The sequence below is a fragment of the Blautia sp. HCP3S3_D9 genome (assembly GCF_052063845.1).
Lineage (GTDB): Bacteria > Bacillota > Clostridia > Lachnospirales > Lachnospiraceae > Blautia_A.
Window position 1 is genome coordinate 1 of sequence record NZ_JBQHWS010000007.1, and the last position, 20808, is coordinate 20808.

Consider the following 20808-nt stretch of genomic DNA (forward strand, 5'->3'; position numbering starts at 1 on the left):
GTAACACGCTTCGCGATGCACAGAATTTATGCTAATCGCATAAATTCGCGCGGTATGTCTCGGGTTTTCTGTGACCTTCGCTCACAAAAAACACCTCGCGGGATATTACCAATGAACAGTAACAACATCATAACATTTTTTGAGAAAATATGCTACAAAGATATTGACATTATCACACGATAATAGTATCATACAATTACAAAGTAATCGTAAAAACTTTGTAACTATTTCGAAATGGGGTAAAGAAATAGAAAACAGAATAGAGAGGAGTGATAACACAGTAAGGCTGTTATATCAGAGAACTGATATAATGGTCTTTTTTGTATAAATATATCCCCTGTCTATGTCTGAAAACAGGGGATATTATGAATTGATCAGAGTTTGCTAGAGCGATTTGCTGCATTATTCTTATATAATGTATATTTCTTACAGCCTTTATAGAAATACTGATCAACTAATTGTTTGAATTTTTTTATACCTGTTGTTGTGGAATAGTAAGTATCTTTGCCATTTTTGGTAAAAGCATAAACAGGGAATCGTCCATAGGTTTCATTAGAATAAGCAATACCTTTAAGGGTTGATCCTGAAATTTTATATAAAGATAATCCTAAACTGTGTGGACCTGTTACGACTTCTCTGATAGCTTTTAGTTTGGAATTATAAAAAATAACTTTACTTGTTCCATCTTTGAAAGTGTTGGAATGAGATACTCTTCCAAGATAAACCATTTTTTCTTTTTTTACAGTGTAAATATAATAAATATTAGAACGGTACGGTTGCTGGTTTTCACTGATAATGAGTTCTTTTACACCATCTTTATTAATATCCAGGGTACGAAACCACGTGTAAGATGGATGATTAAACAGGAACTCCTTATAAATAGGTGCCTGCTTTGATGCTGCCTGTACTGATATAGACATCATAAGACTCAGGCAGAACATAACACATAAGAATAACAACTTTTTTCTTTTCATTAAACATCCTCCTTTTTTATGTAAAAATATTTTACAGATTACTTTTATAATAACATAGATTATATAAATATCATATAGCATTTTTTGCAATATTATTCGCATTTTAATCCATATACATGGTAAAAATAATGGAATATAATGTTTCTAACAGCGATGAGTACAGATAAAAACAGGAAATAAGATCTTAGAATATAGATAAGGAGAGGGATGCGGCTATGGCAAATACAATTATCATGAGTAAATATCAGGGACTTGGAAATGATTATCTGATCCTGGATCCGAAGAAGAATCAGGTACAGCTTCAGGGAAAGAAGATAGCACTTCTCTGTCAGAGAGGATTTGGACTTGGTGCAGATGGTGTGCTCTATGGACCTGTAGAGATTGACGGAAAACTTGGCGTGCGTATTTTTAACGCAGATGGAAGCGAATCAGCAATCAGTGGAAATGGTGTTCGTATTTTTGCAAAATATCTGATGGATCAGGGATATATTACAGAGAAAAAATTCGATATCGAAACCATGGCCGGCACCATCCATGTGGAATGCCTGAACAGCCGTGCAACAGAGTTTAAAGTAAATATGGGAAAACCTTCTTTTATCTCAAGCGATATTCCGGTATCTGGAGAGGTTCGTGAAGTAATCAAAGAAGCATTTGTATTTCATGGAAAAGAATATAAAGCTACCTGCCTGACAGTCGGAAATCCACATTGTATCATTTTTACAGATAACGTAAGTGCAGAAGCAGTTAAGAATCTGGGACCGTATGTGGAAAACGCGAATGAATTTCCAGAGAGAATGAATCTGCAGATCTGCCGTCAGATCGATAAAGGAAATCTGGATATTGAGATCTGGGAAAGAGGCTCTGGATATACAAAAGCCTCTGGAACAGGAAGCTGTGCAGCCGCTGCGGCAGCATATAAACTTGGCCTGGTAGAATCCCGTATTAACGTAAACCAGCCGGGTGGAATGATCCAGATCGACATTGAAGAAGATGGAACGATCTATATGACAGGAACTGTTGGATATATCGCAGATATGAGTGTTGCGGAGAGTTTCTTCTCATAAATTCTTTGTTTGTAATTTGCCTGAAGATATGCTATTATTTTAAGCGAGTCAAACTGTAAAAAACGATGTTTGCGATATATTTAAAATAAGAAAGTGGGTGAAGCTGTGGTTGAATTAGACCAGTTCAAGAGTATTCTTGCGACTTATACAGAACCATTAGTGGAAGTGAGGGATTCACTTTGACCTCGCTAACAAAGAGCAGAAGGTTGAAGAATTAGAGCGCGAAATGGAAGCGCCTGATTTCTGGGATGACGCAGAAGTTTCCCAGAAGAAGATGAAAGAATTAAAAGACATGAAAGATGACATGGAGACCTATCAGAATCTGATCACTCAGATGGAAGATATGGAAACCATGATCGAGATGGGATATGAAGAGAACGATCCTGCACTCATTCCTGAAATTCAGGAGATGCTGGATGAGTTCCAGAGAGATTTCGACAATATCCGTATCAAGACACTTCTTTCCGGAGAATATGACAGTGAGAACGCCATTATCAAGCTGAATGCAGGTGCAGGCGGAACAGAGGCATGTGACTGGTGCGGAATGCTTTACCGTATGTACAGCCGCTGGGTAGATAAGAAAGGCTTCAGTCTGGAAGTGCTGGACTATCTGGACGGTGATGAGGCAGGTATCAAATCTGTTACTTTCCAGGTAAACGGAACAAATGCTTACGGTTATCTGAAATCAGAGAAAGGAGTTCACCGTCTGGTACGTATCTCTCCTTTCAATGCAGCAGGTAAACGCCAGACTTCCTTTGTATCCTGCGATGTTATGCCGGATATCAAGAAGGATCTGGATGTAGAGATCAATGACGACGACATCCGTATCGATACTTATCGAAGCAGTGGTGCCGGCGGTCAGCATATTAACAAGACAACATCTGCTATCCGTATCACACATTTCCCGACCGGAATCGTGGTACAGTGTCAGAATGAACGTTCTCAGCATATGAATAAAGACAAAGCTATGCAGATGCTGAAAGCAAAGCTGTATCTTCTCAAACAGCAGGAAGCAGAGGAGAAGCTTTCCGGTATCCGTGGTGAAGTAACTGATATCGGATGGGGAAATCAGATCCGTTCTTATGTCATGCAGCCATATACTATGGTCAAGGATCATCGTACAAGCGAAGAGACCGGAAATGTGGATGCAGTGCTGGATGGAGGAATCGATATCTTTATCAACGCATATCTGAAGTGGATCGCGCTGAAGAAATAATGAATAAAAAAGGCTGTCTGAAGCAGGACAGCCTTTTCGTGTTGTATAAAGAATTTATTGCAGATTAATTTTTGTATGCGGATGTTTTGCAAAGCGTATTGCCGGGATGAGTGAACAGCAGTTTTTATTGAAGGATTTTCATTTACAGGAAACAACTTATTTCTTGCGTATTTCTAGCTGTTGTGTTAATATATCCATTGTATGAACACAAATGTCTTTAAGAAACGGACAGGTAAATAGAGATGCAGAAACCAGGATCAGAGAAAAAGAAATATTTCGTAGTAAGGGAACGTGCAGTCCCGGAAGTTCTGCTGAAGGTCGTAGAAGCTAAGAAGCTTCTGGACTCTGGCAAGGTAGATACCGTGCAGGATGCAGCAGAGCGGACCGGGATCAGCAGAAGTTCTTTCTACAAATACAAAGATGATATTTTCCCATTTCATGAGGAAACCAGGGGAAAGACCATCACCTTTATCATCCAGATGGATGACGAGCCGGGGCTTTTGTCGGTTGTCCTGCAGACGATTGCACGGTTTCACGGAAACATTCTTACCATTCATCAGAGTATTCCGATCAATGGAGTTGCCACACTTACTTTGAGTGTGGATATTCTTCCGGGAGAGGGAGATGCAGAGGCAATGGTAGAGACGATTGAACAGAGTGAAGGAATTCACTATCTGAAAATATTAGGCAGGGAGTAAAAGAAAAATGATCAATGTAGCAATTTTAGGATATGGCACAGTAGGAAGCGGTGTATTTGAAGTATTAAACACAAACAAAGAAAGTATTGCAAGACGTGCCGGACAGGAACTCAATGTAAAATATGTTCTGGATCTTCGCGAGTTTCCGGGACAGCCTGTAGAGAAAGTTCTGGTTCATGATTATGAGCAGATCGTCAATGACCCGGAAGTAGATATCGTAGTAGAAGTAATGGGTGGTGTAGAACCGGCATTTACATTTGTAAAGAAAGCACTTCTGGTAGGAAAGAATGTATGTACATCCAACAAAGCTCTGGTTGCCAAACACGGCCGCGAACTTATGGATATCGCAAAGGAAAAGAGCATCAACTTCTTATTTGAGGCAAGCTGCGGTGGCGGAATTCCGATCATCCGTGTGATCAATTCTTCCCTTACAGGAGATGAGATCGATGAAGTGACAGGTATCCTCAACGGAACAACTAACTACATGCTTTACAAGATGAGCACAGAAGGATGCGAATTCGATACCGTATTAAAAGAAGCCCAGCAGAAAGGATACGCAGAGGCAGACCCGACTGCAGATGTAGAGGGCTACGATGCATGCCGTAAGATCGCAATCCTTTCCTCCCTTGCTTATGAGAGATATTTTGATTTCGAAGATATTTATACAGAGGGAATCACAAAGATCACACCAGAAGACATGGAATATGCTGCGAAGCTTGGCAGAACCATCAAACTTCTGGGAACCAGCCGCAGACTGGAAGATGGAACCTGCTATGCAATGGTAGCACCGTTCCTGATCGGACAGGATAGCCCTCTTTACAGCGTTAATGATGTATTTAATGCAGTTTTTGTACATGGAAATATGCTGGGAGATGCTATGTTCTATGGAAGCGGCGCAGGTAAACTGCCTACTGCAAGTGCTGTAGTTGGCGATATTGTAGATGCGGCCAAACATCTCCATACAAATATCGTAACAAACTGGAACAGCACTCCTGCAGTTCTGAAACCGCTGGATGATGTAACCGGAAGATTTTTCGTGAGAATTAAGAAAGATGCAGCGGAGGAAGCGAAGAAAGTATTCGGTGAGATTGAAGTGATCAGCCTGGATCAGCTTCCGGAAGAATGCGCATTTACCACTGCTGAAATGACACAGAGTGAATTTAAAGAGAAACTGGCTCAGATTGAGAGCCAGGTACTTGCAAAAATCCGCGTAAAAGATTGATAAATCGACGGATTTCGTGTATTATATACTTTACTGGATAGAATACACTGATGCAAAAATAAATGCATATTTTGCGTAGTGATATGACTATGCTAAACAAGGCAGGAAAGGGAAGATGTGAAGTCTTTTCTTTCCTGTAAACTTATTATGGAGGAAGCAAAAAACAATGTTAATTGTCAAGAAATTTGGCGGTACATCAGTTGCAAATAAAGAGCGTATCTTTAATGTTGCGAAACGCTGTATCGAAGAATACCGAAAGGGAAATGACGTGGTAGTCGTTCTGTCTGCAATGGGTAAATATACAGATGAACTGATCACCATGGCAAAGGATATCAACGAGAAACCTCCGAAAAGAGAGATGGATATGCTCTTTACCATCGGGGAACAGATGTCTGTTGCACTGATGGCTATGGCAATGGATGAGCTGGGTGTACCGGCGGTATCCCTGAACGCTTTTCAGGTTTCCATGCATACCACAAGCAGTCATGGAAATGCACGCTTAAAGAGAATTGATACAGAGCGTATCAAGAGGGAGCTGGAGAACAAGAAGATCGTAGTGGTTACCGGATTCCAGGGAGTGGATAAATACGATGATTATACAACTCTGGGAAGAGGCGGTTCCGATACAACAGCGGTAGCTCTGGCAGCAGCACTTCATGCAGATGCATGTGAGATCTACACAGACGTAGACGGCGTTTACACAGCAGATCCACGTAAGGTTCCGAATGCGAGAAAGCTGAAAGAGATCACTTACGATGAGATGCTGGATCTGGCAACTCTGGGAGCAGGTGTACTTCACAACCGTTCTGTAGAGATGGCGAAGAAATATGGTGTGCCGCTTGTGGTACGTTCAAGTTTAAATAACAGTGAAGGAACCGTGGTAAAGGAGGAAGTAACAGTGGAGAGAATGTTGATCAGCGGTGTTGCTCTGGATACAGATGCAGTGAGAATCGCAGTAATCGGATTAAAAGATGAGCCAGGTGTGGCTTTTAAATTATTTGATACACTTGCAAGAAAGAATATTAACGTAGATGTTATCCTGCAGTCTATCGGACGTGCCGGAAAGAAGGATATTTCCTTTACTGTAGACGGCAATGATCTGGACGATGCAGTTGCAACTCTGGAAGCAAACCAGGCAAGACTTGGATATGCAGAACTTCATTCCGAGAGAAACATTGCGAAGCTTTCCATCGTTGGAGCTGGTATGATGAGTAATCCTGGTGTTGCTGCGAAGATGTTCGAGAGTCTTTATAATGAGGGAGTAAATATTAATATGATCTCAACATCCGAGATCCGTGTGACAGTTCTGATCAACGAGAAAGACGGTGTGCGTGCAATGAATGCGGTACACGATGCATTTAATCTGACAGACTGATCATAGAGACAAGTAATATTATGAGTTGTTCATGGAAAATACTATCTGTATTTTGCGTAGCACAGAGTAAGCTGAAATATTATATGTAAGTAATAAATGGAAAAGGTGTGCGTTATGAAATAGCATAATGCGCACCTTGTAATAAGTATGCTTAAGCATACTTGAATTGAATTATAGGAGAATTTCATGACACCAAGACGTGAACTAAAAAGATATGCAAAACAGGCAATGTCCGGAAAGTATGGTACGATCATTCTGGCATTTGTAGCAGTACAGGCACTGTCGCTGATCGGCGGGATGGTTTCATCTTCCCTGTTTCCGGGAACAGAAACAATTGATATAGTGATGGGATATGCATTCTCATTTATTTTAACTCTGCTGATCAATGTAATTTCAGCAGGATTAAATTATATGTATCTGAACATTGCCAGAGGAAGATCATATTCCCTGAATGACCTGATCTACTTTTACAAAAATCATCCGGACAGAGTACTCATTGCCACATTTTTCCTGGCAGTACTGAATTTCCTGACTATGCTGCCGTATACGATTTATGGCAACACTGCTGAGATCGGAGATACCATAGAATCTCAGATTGCATGGCTTTATACGAGTATTCTGCTGATGCTTGTGGGCGTACTCGTTTTTCAGGTTCTGGTGATTCCGCTGGAAATGACATATTTCATTCTGGCAGATAGGCCGGATATCAAAGGAACAGAGGCGCTGAAAGAGAGCATCGAAATGATGCATGGAAACTTCGGAAAATATCTGATGCTTAAACTGAGCTTTGTACCGTTGATGTTTCTTTCTGTTTTTACGTTCTATATTGCACTTTTGTGGATCCTGCCATATATGGAAATGACGGAAGTAATGTTTTATCGTGATCTGCTGGGAGAACTTACTGCACAGAGAGAGGAAGAAGAACGTGCAGCACAGGATTATGTAAATCCTATGTTTGGCGGACAGCCGCAGGAAAACCAGCAGAATCAGCAGCAGTTCTGGAGTGCACCGCAGGAGGCGGCGTTCAATTCTTACGAAAACGGAGAAGAACAGAATACTGCAGACAATGAAGAAATGCAGAGTAACGTGTACAGTACAGATAGTAAATCATCGTCTGATAGTTCGTATGATTCAGATTCTGTAAAAGTACAGACACAAACTGCTTCAGACAGAGCTGAAAATCAGAATGATCAGGCAGATACCGTAAATAAAAAAGAGCAGAACACTCTGCCAGCCCAGGAAGAGGAAGAAGACAATGAACCGAAACCATGGGATGAATATTTCAACAGCCTGAAATAAAGCGGGTATATTAAGAAAGATCTTTATCCGATATGATAAATGTTATTGTCGGGAAAGGTCTTTTTTTTATTATTTATGGCAAAATGAGAGGAACAGATGTTATAATAGAAACACTGCGATTAAGAAAGAACGTAACTGTTCAGTACCTTCACAGTTACGAGTCAAAATCCATTGAAAATCGCCTGCGGCGATGGGATTTTGACTTGTATGTCTCGGGATAGTAGACTGCTGAATAGTTATGAAAGAACATAAAATAGGGAAGGTTTTTGATGATTATGAATACAAATGAGATTAGCGGAAAACGCCAGATGGAATTTCTGGCAGGGTTTGATTATATCAGAGAGGCTGGTACTGCAGGCGAAGAAAAAGCGGCGGCACTGATTCAGGAAACATTAAGCAGCTTTGGGGTCGAAAGCCGTTTGGAAGAGTTTAGTTTCGATACTTTTCAGATCAAGAAAGCAAAGCTGACAATTACAGAACCATACACAAAAGAATACACAGTAACCGGATATGGCAGATGCGCCAATACTGCGGAGGATGGATTGAAAGCACCATTTGTGTATGCGGAGAACGGTGATGATATCAGCCTTGCACAGGTCAAGGGAAAGATCGTTATGGTAAACGATCCGGTAAGAAAAGACATGTACCAGAAGCTGGTGAAAGCAGGAGCAGTGGGATTTATCAGTATTGCAGGTTCTCCATTAGACGAGGGTGTGGATCTGATCCCACGTGCGTACGGTCTGCCGAAGAATCTTCCGGGAGAAGAGAAGAAAGCGGCAGGAAAAGAGGCACAGAATTATGATAACAGAATTCCTGGCGTAAGCATTCATTATAAAGATGCCATCGAACTGGTGACAAAAGGTGCATCTCAGGCATGCTTAGTTGTGGAACAGGAAACTGTAACACGTACATCCCGCAATGTAGTGGCACAGATCGAGGGAACAGATAAGGCAGAGGAAATCCTGACTCTGACTGCACATTATGATTCTGTTCAAGAGGGACCGGGAGCGTATGATAATATGTCTGGCGGCGCGATTATTATGGAACTCTGCAGATATTTCCAAGCACACAGACCACGCAGAACAATGGAATTTATCTGGTTTGGCGCAGAGGAGAAAGGTCTGCTGGGAAGCCAGAGTTATATTAAAGTTCATGAGTCAGAGCTTTCTGCGCATCGCTTCAATATGAATGTAGACCTTGCAGGACAGCTTGTGGGTGGAACGGTAGTAGGTGTTACCGGTGATGCTTCTATCTGTAACATGATCACATACATGGCTCATGAGATTGGCATCGGAATGTCAACCAAGAACCAGATTTGGGGAAGTGACTCCAATACATTTGCATGGAAAGGAATTCCTGCGATGACTCTGAACAGAGATGGCTTCGGCATGCACACACGTCACGACACCATTGCACTGCTGTCAGACTGGTCTCTGGAGAGAAGTGCAATCCTGTTAGGATACATTGCAGACCGACTTGGAAATATTGACAGTTTTCCGTTTGAACGGAAAGTGCCGGAAGAATTTATTGCTCAGCTGGATGAATACTTCGGCTAAATCAGTTATGTTTTTTCCTGCAATGGTGAAAAGTGATGGATAATGCCAGAGAAAAACAATAGTGGAAAATCACACACTTGACAAATGAACTCTGGATTGATACCCTATCACAAGAGCGTTTTATTGATAAATGAAAGAATCCAACGCAAGAACAGAAGTTTTATACAGATGTGATGAAAGTTCAATCTGTATTCTGACAAGCAACAAGAGGAGATAAAGAAATAATGGATATTATTCAGGTAATCACACAGGAATTGAAGGTGGAGAAATGGCAGGTAGAAGCTGCAGTCAAATTAATTGACGAAGGCAACACCATTCCTTTCATTTCCCGATACAGAAAAGAAGCAACCGGTTCTCTTAATGATGAGCAGCTTCGTGCACTCTTTGAGAGACTGACTTACTTAAGAAATCTGGAAGATAAGAAGAATCAGGTATTAAAGAGTATCGAAGACCAGGGCAAGCTGACAGAGGAACTGAAGAAACAGATCCTGGATGCGCAGACTCTGGTAGTAGTAGAGGACTTATACAGACCATACCGTCCGAAACGCCGCACCCGTGCGACAATCGCCAAAGAAAAAGGTCTGGAACCTCTGGCAGATATCATTCTTTTGCAGATGACAGAGAAGCCGGTAGAAGAGGAAGCCAAAGCATACGTTTCTGAAGAAAAAGGCGTTAAGAATGTCACAGAGGCATTAAACGGAGCAAAGGACATCATCGCAGAGCGTATTTCCGATGAAGCAGACTACCGTATCTACATCCGTAACCTGACAACAAAGAACGGAAGCATTTCTTCCACAGCAAAGAATGCTGACACACAGTCTGTATACGAGATGTACTATGAGTTCGAAGAGCCGATCAAGAAACTGGCTGGACATCGTGTCCTAGCATTAAACCGTGGTGAGAAAGAGAAATTTATCACTGTTAAAGTAAATGCACCGGAAGAAGACATCCTCCGTTATTTAAATAAGAGAGTCATCAAGAAAGACAACCCGAACACAACTCCAATCCTAAAGGCAGTTGTAGAAGACAGTTACAAACGTCTCATCGGACCTGCTATTGAGAGAGAAATCCGCAGTGACCTTACTGACAAAGCAGAAGACGGCGCAATCCGTGTATTCGGCAAGAACCTGGAGCAGCTTCTGATGCAGCCTCCAATCGCCGGTAAAGTTGTACTTGGATGGGACCCTGCGTTCCGTACAGGATGTAAGCTTGCAGTTGTAGATGCTACAGGTAAAGTACTGGATACTACAGTTGTTTACCCGACAGCACCGACTACAGAGAAGAAGATCCGTGCAGCCAAAGATACCGTAGAAGCAATGATCGAGAAATACGGCGTATCCCTGATCTCTGTAGGAAACGGTACTGCATGCCGTGAATCCGAGCAGGTTATCGTAGACATGCTCAAAGAGATCCCGGAGAAGAAAGTACAGTATCTGATCACAAATGAGGCAGGTGCATCTGTTTACTCCGCAAGTAAACTGGCTACCGAAGAGTTTCCGAACTTCGATGTAGGACAGAGAAGTGCAGCTTCTATCGCAAGACGTGTGCAGGACCCGCTTGCAGAGCTGGTTAAGATCGATCCGAAATCTATCGGTGTAGGTCAGTATCAGCACGATATGAACCAGAAGAAACTGGATGAAGCATTAAGCGGTGTTGTAGAAGACAGCGTAAATAAAGTCGGTGTAGATTTAAATACAGCATCTGCATCTCTGTTAGAATACATTTCCGGTATCAGTAAAGCAATCGCCAAGAATATCGTAGCTTACAGAGAAGAGAACGGTCAGTTCACAGACAGAAAAGAACTTCTCAAAGTAGCAAAATTAGGACCGAAAGCATTTGAGCAGTGTGCAGGTTTCATGCGTATTTCCGGCGGAAAGAACCCTCTGGATGCAACAAGTGTACATCCTGAGAGCTATGAGGCAGCATCTGCACTTCTTTCCAGACTTGGATATAAGCCAAATGATGTTGTAGCAGGAAATCTTCTTGGACTTTCCCTGCAGGTAAAAGACTACAAGAAGATGGCAGCAGAACTGGGAATCGGTGAGATCACACTTCGTGATATCGTAAAAGAACTGGAGAAACCGGCCCGTGACCCTCGTGACGACATGCCGAAACCAATTCTTCGTTCCGATGTTCTTGAAATGAAAGACTTAAAAGAGGGAATGATTCTCAAGGGAACTGTCCGCAATGTCATTGACTTTGGTGCATTCGTAGATATCGGAGTACACCAGGACGGTCTGGTACATGTTTCTGAGATAACAGAGAGATTTATCAAACATCCTCTGGAAGCTGTAAGCGTAGGGGATATCGTAGATGTAAGAGTCATTGGAGTTGATATGAAGAAGAAACGTATCAGCTTATCCATGAAAGGATTAAATAAATAATAGAAAGTGTCAGACTTTCTTTGAAAACAATCACAGGGATTACTCATGACGGAAATATGTTCAGCCAGGGTGATCCCTGTTTTATTGAATCATTTGAATTCCACAGCATGTTTCCGCTTCCATATCGGAAATAGATTTCTCTGGCAGACGTAATTCTCACGCTGTTTGATACTGATGGCATGGAAAAATGTCTTCCACATATCTGTGAATTCATCTTCATATTCTTCGGTTTTGCGCAGTGTCTGAAATTCTTCATCTGTGAGATAGCGAAGATAATTCTCGCCATCTTTTGGATGGACACAGGCTGTTTTGCGGTTGTCGTCGATGATCATCCAGTGTTCCGAAGGCATCCGGTCAGCAAAATGCGTGCCCACCAGCATGATCACATCACTTCGCGGTTCCAGATGGCAGACATATACTTGAGAATCCAGACTCTGAAAACGGGCAAACTCCCGGAAATGGTGTGCTTCATTAGACACTCTGCGGCGGATTTCCAGAAGCTTGATCACATGAGGGTTGGAGTACTGACGAAGTATGGTTCCTCCGGCAGCAAACCCTGCTCTCAGAAAATTGTAAATTGCCTGCAAAGCATCTTCTTCCGCAGATAATGTGGCATAGTAGACATCCAGATATGCTTCCTCTGAAATATTTCTGCGGATAGAGCGGATTACCTTTTCTGCTTTGGAAGGATTACCGTCTATATGGATGTATTCATCGAACATTGTCTGCTGGAATATGGGCTCTTTCTTTAATTGTATCTGGTTATGGCCAATCTTCAGGGCTTCTGCCCAGGCATCATAGATGCAGGTCATAATGTCCTCCAGACGGTCTTTACAGGTGAATATTTTCATGATCTTATCTCATTTCTGTTTTATTTCTAAAAAGAAGATTGTATTAAGCTGCATTGCGTAGCAGATACTCAGTGCAAAACTGTACGCGTGTAGTAAGCTGAATTATAAATATGCATATATTGATCAGCTAATTCCGAAATCTGCAAGTGTCATCTGCGAATAGGATTCATTGGAATGCTGTATGTTCCACAGGCCTTTCTTATCTACAGTAATTAGCTGTCTTGTAATATAATCTGCCTCAATCGGTGTATGGAACATCTGCTTTCCACCACATGTGATGAAATAATGCGCCCGTTTCAATACAACACCCATTTTCTTTAAACTTTCAAAATTCAATCTTCCATATCTCCTTGCATGGGTAATACGGCTGGCAGATTTTGGACCGATACCCGGGATGCGAAGCAGCAGTGCATAACTTGCAGTTTCTACTTCTACAGGAAATTGTTCCAGATGGCGCAGCGCCCAGTCACATTTCGGATCCAGCAGTTCATTGAAGTCTGGCTGAGCTTCCGATAACAGTTCATCTGCCTGAAATCCATAGAAACGTAACAGCCAGTCTGCCTGATACAGTCGATGTTCTCTGAGAAGGGGCGGCGGTGTACCAATCTGCGGCAGAACCTTGTCCTCATTCAGCGGAATATAGGCAGAATAGAAAACTCGTTTCAGATCGTATCCCTGATACAATGCCTGAGTAGTCTGCAGTAAAGTATAATCGCTCTCGCCGGTAGCTCCGATGATCATCTGTGTACTCTGGCCTGCTGGTGCAAAACTTCGTTTCAGATCAGACATATCAAGAGGTGCCAGCTGACAGGCATTTTCCCAGGTAAGAATGCGGCTGGTCATGTCATTTTCTTTCTGTGAAAATACATCTTGAATATTCTTTGCTGTGCTGTTTTTATCGGAAATATTTTTAAATTGTGGGGGTATGCTTTGGCTTTCTAATTTTTCTCTGAATACCTGGTGAGAATTATCTGAGAAAATTCCATGGCTCAAAAACTGATTTCCGCGGCTTCGCTCCATGTATGCAGATTTTCCAATTGCCATTCTGTGAGAGGCAATCGTGCTCTGTACTTTTCCCATAGGGTTCAGGATGTTTTTCATGGTTTTGTTGGGAGCCAGTGTGCGCAGACTTTCCTGAGTGGGAAGTTCCATATTTACACTGATGCGGTCTGCCAGATATCCGGCAGCAGCAAGGAGCTCGTCAGAGACTCCGGGGATTGTTTTCACATGAATGTATCCGTTGAAATGATATTTGGTGCGGAGGAGCAGCAAAGTTTCACACATTCGTTCCATTGTATAGGTAGGATTTTTCAAAACTCCGGAGCTCAGAAATAATCCTTCAATATAATTACGTTTATAAAATTCGACAGTCAGTTGACAGATTTCTTCTGGTGTAAAAGTTGCTCTTTTCACATCATTGCTGACACGGTTGATGCAATATTTGCAGTCATAAGTGCAATGGTTGGTCATCAGGATCTTAAGCAGGGAAATACATCTTCCATCTGCTGCAAAACTGTGGCAGATACCGCATGCCTCAGCATTGCCGAGTTCTCCTTTCTTTCCCCGGCGACTGGAACCACTGGAGGTACATGCGACATCATATTTCGCGGCATCTGCAAGAATCTGCAGTTTCTCCTGAAGTGTATAGTTATTGTCGGTGATTGTTGTATTCATAAGATTATTATACAAACAAATGTTTGGTATTGCAAGCCTTTTCTAGAACTTACGTTCTGAAAAACTGGAAATTGTTACTGTTCACTCCGTTCTCAATAACACGCTTCGCGATGCACAGAATTTATGCTAATCGCATAAATTCGCGCCGTATGTCTCGGGATTTTGGCCTATGCATGCCAAAACACCTCGCGGGATAGTGGCATGTGAACAGTAACTGGAAATTACCAGAACAGAGCATAGTATCAAACATGGAGTATAATATAAATGAGTCGAAAAATACCATATTTACAGCATTTTCCGGCTCATTTTATGTTTAAATAAAAGCTATATGATTATTCTGTTTCACGATGTGAAGTAAGATGTTCCTCAAGGCTGCGGGCAGCAATACTCTGTGGCCTTTTTACATTACGGATCAGGCAGATTTTTCGTTCTGGAAGTGGTTCTTCGATCGGAATCTGAACCACTTTGCCAATAGCAATATGTTCCGCGGCCAGTTCCTCCGGAAAGAATCCGATTCCCAGATTGTGGTGGACCATAGGAAAAATCTGATCTGTGGTCGCCACTTCCATATCCGGTGAAAATGGCAGATTGTGACGCATAAAATATTGTGTATACAATTCTCTGGTACTGGTACCCGGAGCAACTCCGATCAGTGGAATATCCTGCAGTTCCTGCAGACTATGTTTCTTGGACGCTATTTCTGCATATTCCGGTCCGCCGATCAGGATTTCGCGGAATGAATAGAGAGGAATTCTCTGAAGTGGTTTCTTCAAAGCGACAGGTGTGGTGACTACAGCAAAGTCTACCAGTCCGTTTTCTAATGCCTGAACAGCCTGAGGGGTGGAATGATTGGAAATTCTAAGCTTTACATGTGGATAACGATGATGAAATACTTCTAGTTCATTTAATAAAAAAAGACGCAGAGCAATTTCGCTGGCTCCGATATTGACCAGTCCACTCTCCAGACCCTTGTCTTTAAGAAGTTCGTTTTCGCCGGATACAAGCTGTTCAATGGCAATAGAAACATGCTCATAAAGTCGTTCGCCCTCGATGGTGAGCTGAACACCACGATTAGAACGGATAAACAGTTTACATCCCAGATCGTTTTCCAGAATGTTCATACAGCGTGTGATATTAGGCTGATTATTTCCCATAACGTCGGCTGCTTTGGAGAAACTCTTATACTGAGCTACATAATAAAAGATACGATAATAATCAAGAATCATGATACAGTCGGCTCCTTATGCTATATAAAAATAGAATATCTGATATAGAAAATTAACGTTTGTATATCAATGTGTGAACAAGTATAATACGACTTAGTCAAAAAATCAATACAAAAGTCCTTACAATGGGACGGTATTTTACCTGCCAGGCTGTGAAACTTGTGCAGCAGACAGTATATGCGGAGGCTAAAAGAGGAAGGGAGATTACCGAATATGACAACAGCAAATAAGACTATTAAGATTAATGATGTGGAGGCAGCTAAGAAACTGGTCAGTGCGGCAGTCAGATGTCCATTTGATATTGATATTGTATCTAAAGGAAAAATTTTTATTGATGCCAAATCTATTCTCGGAGTATTAAGTCTTGGCGTGGAAGAACCGCTGGAACTTAAATATGAAGGGTATGACGAAGAGTTTGAGTCAGTGGTTGCGGGGCTGGCATGTTAAATAAATCAGTAAATTTCCCAGCCTTGAAAAAAGGAGCAGTATATGAGAATGGCTGATCAGAGAAAGGAATTCGCAGATGCAGATAACATCTACAAATCTTCTATATATTTATGTGATTATCATTAATGTAGTCACATTTTTTATCTATGGACTGGACAAAAGCAAAGCAAAAGCCAGACAGTGGCGCATCCCGGAGGCACAGCTGATATTTCTGGCAGTGATCGGAGGTTCCGTGGGAGCTTTAGCTGGGATGAAAGTGTTTCATCATAAAACAAGAAAGCCGAAATTTAAGATAGGAGTTCCGACGATCCTGATCATTCAGCTTGTTATTATTTATTTTCTGTTTTCAGGAAATGAAGAGGTTTATTCTGTAATTAATGAAATTCTGCAGATGTTTAACTTATAAGAAAAACAGCGGTGTAATGCTGTATTCAGTAAAGCGGATCTATTGTCCGCTTTCTTTTTTTGCCCGGATCGATCGGATAAAATCATTTACTTCACTATTGGGGGCAGGCGGATATTCGCAATTGAAGCAGGGGATTTATTTGATCCAGTTAAATTGATTGTTACAGAGAATGAGGTATGTTATGCTACTCTTATATGAAAAGCTGCCTGTTAAGCAAAAAAATGGCAGAGAAAATAAAAAATAGAAAATATAAGAGAGCAGGTGAAAAATATTGGAACAGGAAATCCAGGAGGCAAAGAACCTCTATTACAGTTATAAACAATATTTCTCAGATTATCTTCCGGATCTTACGAGACTCGGATTGAAAGTAGTCCTGGCATTGCTGGTATTTGTCGGTGGACGTAAAGTTATTCAGTGGTTTGTTTCTTTTGTAAAGAAATCCATGGATCATGCGTCTGTAGACAAAGGTGTGATCCAGTTTACCGGATCGCTGCTGAGAGTTGTGCTTTATATTCTGCTTGTGTTTAACATTGCGACTCATTTTGGAGTAAGGGAATCTTCCATTGCAGCACTGCTTGGTACTGCCGGTGTAACCGTAGGTCTTGCATTACAGGGTGGCCTTGCAAACATCGCAGGCGGGATCATGCTTCTGATCTTCAAACCATTTCAGGTTGGAGATTACATCATTATCGCCCAACAGAATGAATGCGAAGGAACTGTATACAAAATGGAAATCTGCTACACAACTCTGATTTCCATAGACAATAAACATATCGTGATCCCAAACGGAACTCTGTCCAGCAGTATCATTACAAATGTAACTGCCAGAGATCTCCGTAAACTGGAGATTAAAGTGGGCATTTCTTATGATTCAGACATTAAGAAAGCCAAAGCAATCCTGGAGGAAATCCTTCATAATGATGAGGATACGAAAGACGATCAGGGGATGGTAGTATTTGTAGATGAACTTGGAGAAAGTTCCGTGGTCATGGGACTGCGTGTATGGGTGGCTACAGAGAAATACTGGCCTGCCAAATGGAGACTTAACGAACTGATTAAAGAGACATTTGATGCAAACGGAATTGAAATCCCGTATAATCAGCTGCAGATCCATGTAAAAAACAGATAAAATAATAACAATTGCATACTTAACTTGGACAAAGTCAAAACTCCTTTTATCTGATTATGCAGTGAAGGGCGGACTACACTTTGCTGTTAAGCGGATACAAAAAAGAAGGCCGGATTTACAGGCTTTCTTTTTTTACTAAGCGGGCAGAGAAATAGTTTTTCTGATATCTGTCGGATCGTTTATGAACATGAAATGGAACAGCAGATGATAACCAAATAATACCAAATAAGAACAAACAATCCGCGATTCATAGTGATTTATACCAATTTTACCGGAAAATATTGGTATAATACCACTAAAATAATATAAACTACGACAAAATAATTGACAATACGACAACAGATTGCTATACTGGAGTCAAGTTAAACAACTAAGTGTTTTTATGAAGATGCAAAGGCGCATGTAAGTAAATGGATTGCTGCACGATTTTTATACATTGCAAAGACGCAAAAATATAAAAACACTTTTTTTGTACCCAAAATTAACTTCGTGATTGTAACTAAGTAACAACGTACAGAAAGAAAAGGAGAGAAAACTATGAAAATGTACAAAAAAGTTATGGCAGCAGCTCTTGCAGGAGCAATGACAGTTTCCATGTCCGCTACAGCATTTGCAGCAGATGATGATGGCTATATCCTCAAAGCCGCAAATGAAGATTCCAAATCATCCGACAATGATCTGGTGATCGCAATCGAAGGAAGCGTAAGCTCCATGGACCCGGCAAACATTCCGGATACAAACGCAATCTCCGCTACACGTGGTGTATACGAGACACTGGTTTCTTTTGACGAGAACCAGGAATTAACAGGCAAACTTGCTGAATCATGGGAAGTTTCCGATGACTCTCTTACCTATACTTTCAAACTTCGTCAGGGTGTTAAATTCCAGGACGGAACAGACTTCAATGCAGCAGCAGTTAAAGCAAACTACGATCGTGTAGTTAACAAAGACAACAACCTTCGTCAGAGAAGAACATTTATCGTAACTAACGAAGACGGATCTGAAACACCTCGTGTAGACAGCATTGAAACACCGGATGATTACACGCTGGTTATCAAACTGACACAGGCATGGGCACCATTTATCAACCGTCTGACACAGTTCTGTATCATCAGCCCTGCAGCTCTTGAAGAGTATGGCAATGATATCATGAACCATCCATGCGGAACCGGCCCATATGTATGTACAGAATGGGAAGAAGGCGACCACACAAGCTTCGAGCGCAATGATGATTACTGGGGAGACAAACCAGGCGTTGACACTGTAACAATCAAAGAAGTTCCGGAAGCAGGTGCACGTACAGCTATGCTTCAGACAGGTGAAGCAGACTTCATTTATCCTACACCATCTGACCAGATCGAAGCGATCAAAGGAACAGACGATGTAAACATCCTTACAACAGACTCCAACATCATGAGATATGTAACTCTGAACATGGATCTGGAACAGCTTTCTGATGTAAAAGTACGTCAGGCTATGAACTATGCGATCGACAAAGATGCATACATCCAGTTAATGTATTCCGGATACGGAAAACCGGCTACATCTGTAGTTCCATCTATCATCGGCGGATATGAAGAACAGGAAGCTTACACATATGATGTAGACAAAGCAAAAGAACTTATGAAAGAAGCCGGATACGAAGACGGATTCAAACTTACTCTGTGGGGTGATAACACAACACAGGAAATCAAAGGTATGACATTTATTTCCCAGCAGCTTGCTCAGATCGGTATCGAAGTTGACGTTCAGCCAATGGAGCCTGCAACTGTAAGTGACAAGATTTATGTTGACAAAGAAGATGCCGAGATCAATATGTGGTATGTAAACTGGTCTGCATCTGACTTCACAATGGATGGTTCTTTACGTTCCCTGCTTTACAGCACAATGTGCCCTCCTACAAGTGCAAATACAGCATACTTCAACGATGCTGATTTTGATAAAGATATGGACGAAGGTCTTGCAACAGCTAACGAAGAAGAGCAGGCTAAATACTACGGCGATGCTCAGAAGATCGCATGGGAAGCATGCCCATGGTTATTCCTTGGCAATGACCAGATCATCTATTCTACAAAATCTTATCTGTCTGGCGTATATGTATCTCCGGACGGAGCATTCAACTTCGCAAATGCAACTTTAGCACAGTAAGTAATGTGGTTGAGAACAGGCTGCGAAGAACATAAATCTGGCTGCCTGATCTGAAATTGCAGCAATTCCATAAAATACTGCTGATACAGCAGTGTGAATACAGGACAAAGATGTTCAAACCGGAGAACTGCCATAAGATTTACTATGGCAGTTCTCTGACTATAAAGCATTAAACATAATCAATATGTAAAAAGAAATTAATAAGGAGGAAAAATATGGGACGTTATTTAGGTAAACGTTTGGCAAGCACGATCCCGCTGCTTCTGGTTATCTCATTCGTAGTATTTATGTTTATCCATATGATTCCCGGTGATCCGGCAAGACTGGTAGCCGGTCAGGATGCAACAAAGGAAGATGTGGCAGTTGTACGTGAACAGCTGGGACTGGATGAGCCACTACTTGTACAGTATGGCAAATATATGAAAGGTCTTTTTACAGGAGATCTGGGAAGCTCTATCAAAAACGGTAAAACCGTAGCAGAGACAATCGCACCAAGACTGAAACCAACTATCATGCTGACATTCTCATCCATGATATGGGCTGCAATCATCGGTATTGCAATCGGTATTATCGCTGCCGTATTTCATGGCAGAATTCTTGATTATGTAGGTATGATCATAGCGATCGCAGGTATATCTGTTCCAAGCTTCTGGTTAGGTCTGGAATTGATCCAGCTTTTCTCAGTAAGCCTGGGATGGCTTCCAACCAGTGGACTGGAAACCTGGAAGAGCTATATTCTTCCGTCACTTACTATGGGAGCAGGAATCATGGCTGTACTTGCCAGATTCTCCAGATCTTCCATGCTTGAGACCATGCGTGAGGACTATGTGCGTACCGCACGTGCCAAAGGTCTTTCTGAATCACTGGTTGTTATGCGCCATGCATTTAAGAACTCTCTGATCGAGATCGTAACAGTAGCCGGACTTCAGATTGGTGGTCTCCTTTCCGGATCTGTTATGGCAGAGACGGTATTCTCCATCCCCGGGCTTGGACGTCTTCTGGTAGACTCCATCCAGATGAGAGATTACAAAGTTGTTCAGGCATTACTTCTGTTCTTTGCTACAGAATATATCCTGATCAACCTGATCGTAGATGTTCTTTATGGCGTGATTAACCCAAGAGTACGTTATGAGTAGAGG

The 20808-nt window shown here is 41.7% G+C and carries 17 protein-coding genes; 13 read left to right on the forward strand and 4 right to left on the reverse strand.

The window, feature by feature from the left end:
• Nucleotides 1–374 precede the first annotated feature (374 nt).
• On the reverse strand, nt 375–974 hold the full coding sequence (locus tag ACTNES_RS02945; RefSeq protein WP_291805449.1) for a hypothetical protein: 600 nt from the start codon (nt 972–974) through the stop codon (nt 375–377).
• Nucleotides 975–1189: 215 nt separating this feature from the next.
• On the opposite strand from ACTNES_RS02945, the gene dapF reads away from it, so the two are divergent.
• From dapF to ACTNES_RS02985, 8 genes are all read left to right on the forward strand, one after another.
• Entirely contained in the window at nt 1190–2038 is an 849-nt protein-coding gene (gene dapF, locus ACTNES_RS02950) for a diaminopimelate epimerase (RefSeq protein ID WP_291805446.1), read from the forward strand.
• Nucleotides 2039–2143: 105 nt separating this feature from the next.
• A protein-coding gene (gene prfB / locus ACTNES_RS02955; RefSeq protein ID WP_441038476.1) for a peptide chain release factor 2 occupies nt 2144–3254 on the forward strand; the annotation gives its coding sequence in 2 pieces (ribosomal slippage) (nt 2144–2218 and nt 2220–3254; 1110 coding nt in all).
• 242 nt (nt 3255–3496) lie between these two features.
• Entirely contained in the window at nt 3497–3952 is a 456-nt protein-coding gene (locus ACTNES_RS02960) for an ACT domain-containing protein (protein WP_216460008.1), read from the forward strand.
• A gap of 7 nt (nt 3953–3959) precedes the next feature.
• Nucleotides 3960–5174: a homoserine dehydrogenase gene (locus ACTNES_RS02965; RefSeq protein ID WP_291805441.1), complete on the forward strand. Its 1215-nt coding sequence runs from the start codon at nt 3960–3962 to the stop codon at nt 5172–5174.
• A gap of 166 nt (nt 5175–5340) precedes the next feature.
• A complete protein-coding gene (locus ACTNES_RS02970) occupies nt 5341–6549 on the forward strand; it encodes an aspartate kinase (protein WP_291814495.1) in 1209 nt (402 codons plus the stop codon).
• A 186-nt stretch (nt 6550–6735) separates the two neighbouring features.
• Nucleotides 6736–7848, forward strand: coding sequence for a DUF975 family protein (locus ACTNES_RS02975; protein ID WP_291805435.1), 1113 nt, complete (start codon nt 6736–6738; stop codon nt 7846–7848).
• Between the two features lie 269 nt (nt 7849–8117).
• The gene (locus ACTNES_RS02980) at nt 8118–9404 is read left to right on the forward strand and encodes a M28 family metallopeptidase (RefSeq protein ID WP_291805433.1); all 1287 of its coding nucleotides are present in this window, start codon (nt 8118–8120) and stop codon (nt 9402–9404) included.
• A 224-nt stretch (nt 9405–9628) separates the two neighbouring features.
• On the forward strand, nt 9629–11788 hold the full coding sequence (locus ACTNES_RS02985; RefSeq protein WP_291805431.1) for a Tex family protein: 2160 nt from the start codon (nt 9629–9631) through the stop codon (nt 11786–11788).
• A gap of 89 nt (nt 11789–11877) precedes the next feature.
• Here ACTNES_RS02985 and ACTNES_RS02990 read toward each other — a convergent pair whose 3' ends face one another.
• The 3 genes from ACTNES_RS02990 to ACTNES_RS03000 all read right to left on the reverse strand — a co-directional run bounded on the left by ACTNES_RS02990 (nt 11878) and on the right by ACTNES_RS03000 (nt 15539).
• Nucleotides 11878–12639: a TIGR03915 family putative DNA repair protein gene (locus tag ACTNES_RS02990; RefSeq protein ID WP_291814493.1), complete on the reverse strand. Its 762-nt coding sequence runs from the start codon at nt 12637–12639 to the stop codon at nt 11878–11880.
• A gap of 123 nt (nt 12640–12762) precedes the next feature.
• Nucleotides 12763–14313, reverse strand: coding sequence for a putative DNA modification/repair radical SAM protein (locus ACTNES_RS02995; RefSeq protein ID WP_291805426.1), 1551 nt, complete (start codon nt 14311–14313; stop codon nt 12763–12765).
• 332 nt (nt 14314–14645) lie between these two features.
• A complete protein-coding gene (locus ACTNES_RS03000) occupies nt 14646–15539 on the reverse strand; it encodes a LysR family transcriptional regulator (RefSeq protein WP_291805423.1) in 894 nt (297 codons plus the stop codon).
• A gap of 213 nt (nt 15540–15752) precedes the next feature.
• On the opposite strand from ACTNES_RS03000, the gene ACTNES_RS03005 reads away from it, so the two are divergent.
• The 5 genes from ACTNES_RS03005 to ACTNES_RS03025 all read left to right on the forward strand — a co-directional run bounded on the left by ACTNES_RS03005 (nt 15753) and on the right by ACTNES_RS03025 (nt 20805).
• Nucleotides 15753–15986: an HPr family phosphocarrier protein gene (locus ACTNES_RS03005; protein WP_291805420.1), complete on the forward strand. Its 234-nt coding sequence runs from the start codon at nt 15753–15755 to the stop codon at nt 15984–15986.
• 76 nt (nt 15987–16062) lie between these two features.
• The gene (locus ACTNES_RS03010; protein ID WP_291805417.1) at nt 16063–16392 is read left to right on the forward strand and encodes a DUF1294 domain-containing protein; all 330 of its coding nucleotides are present in this window, start codon (nt 16063–16065) and stop codon (nt 16390–16392) included.
• A 271-nt stretch (nt 16393–16663) separates the two neighbouring features.
• The gene (locus ACTNES_RS03015; RefSeq protein WP_291805414.1) at nt 16664–17521 is read left to right on the forward strand and encodes a mechanosensitive ion channel family protein; all 858 of its coding nucleotides are present in this window, start codon (nt 16664–16666) and stop codon (nt 17519–17521) included.
• Between the two features lie 537 nt (nt 17522–18058).
• Nucleotides 18059–19669, forward strand: a complete 1611-nt coding sequence (locus tag ACTNES_RS03020) for a glutathione ABC transporter substrate-binding protein (protein ID WP_441038477.1) — start codon at nt 18059–18061, stop codon at nt 19667–19669.
• A gap of 215 nt (nt 19670–19884) precedes the next feature.
• Nucleotides 19885–20805, forward strand: a complete 921-nt coding sequence (locus ACTNES_RS03025; RefSeq protein WP_055150720.1) for an ABC transporter permease — start codon at nt 19885–19887, stop codon at nt 20803–20805.
• Nucleotides 20806–20808: the final 3 nt, after the last annotated feature.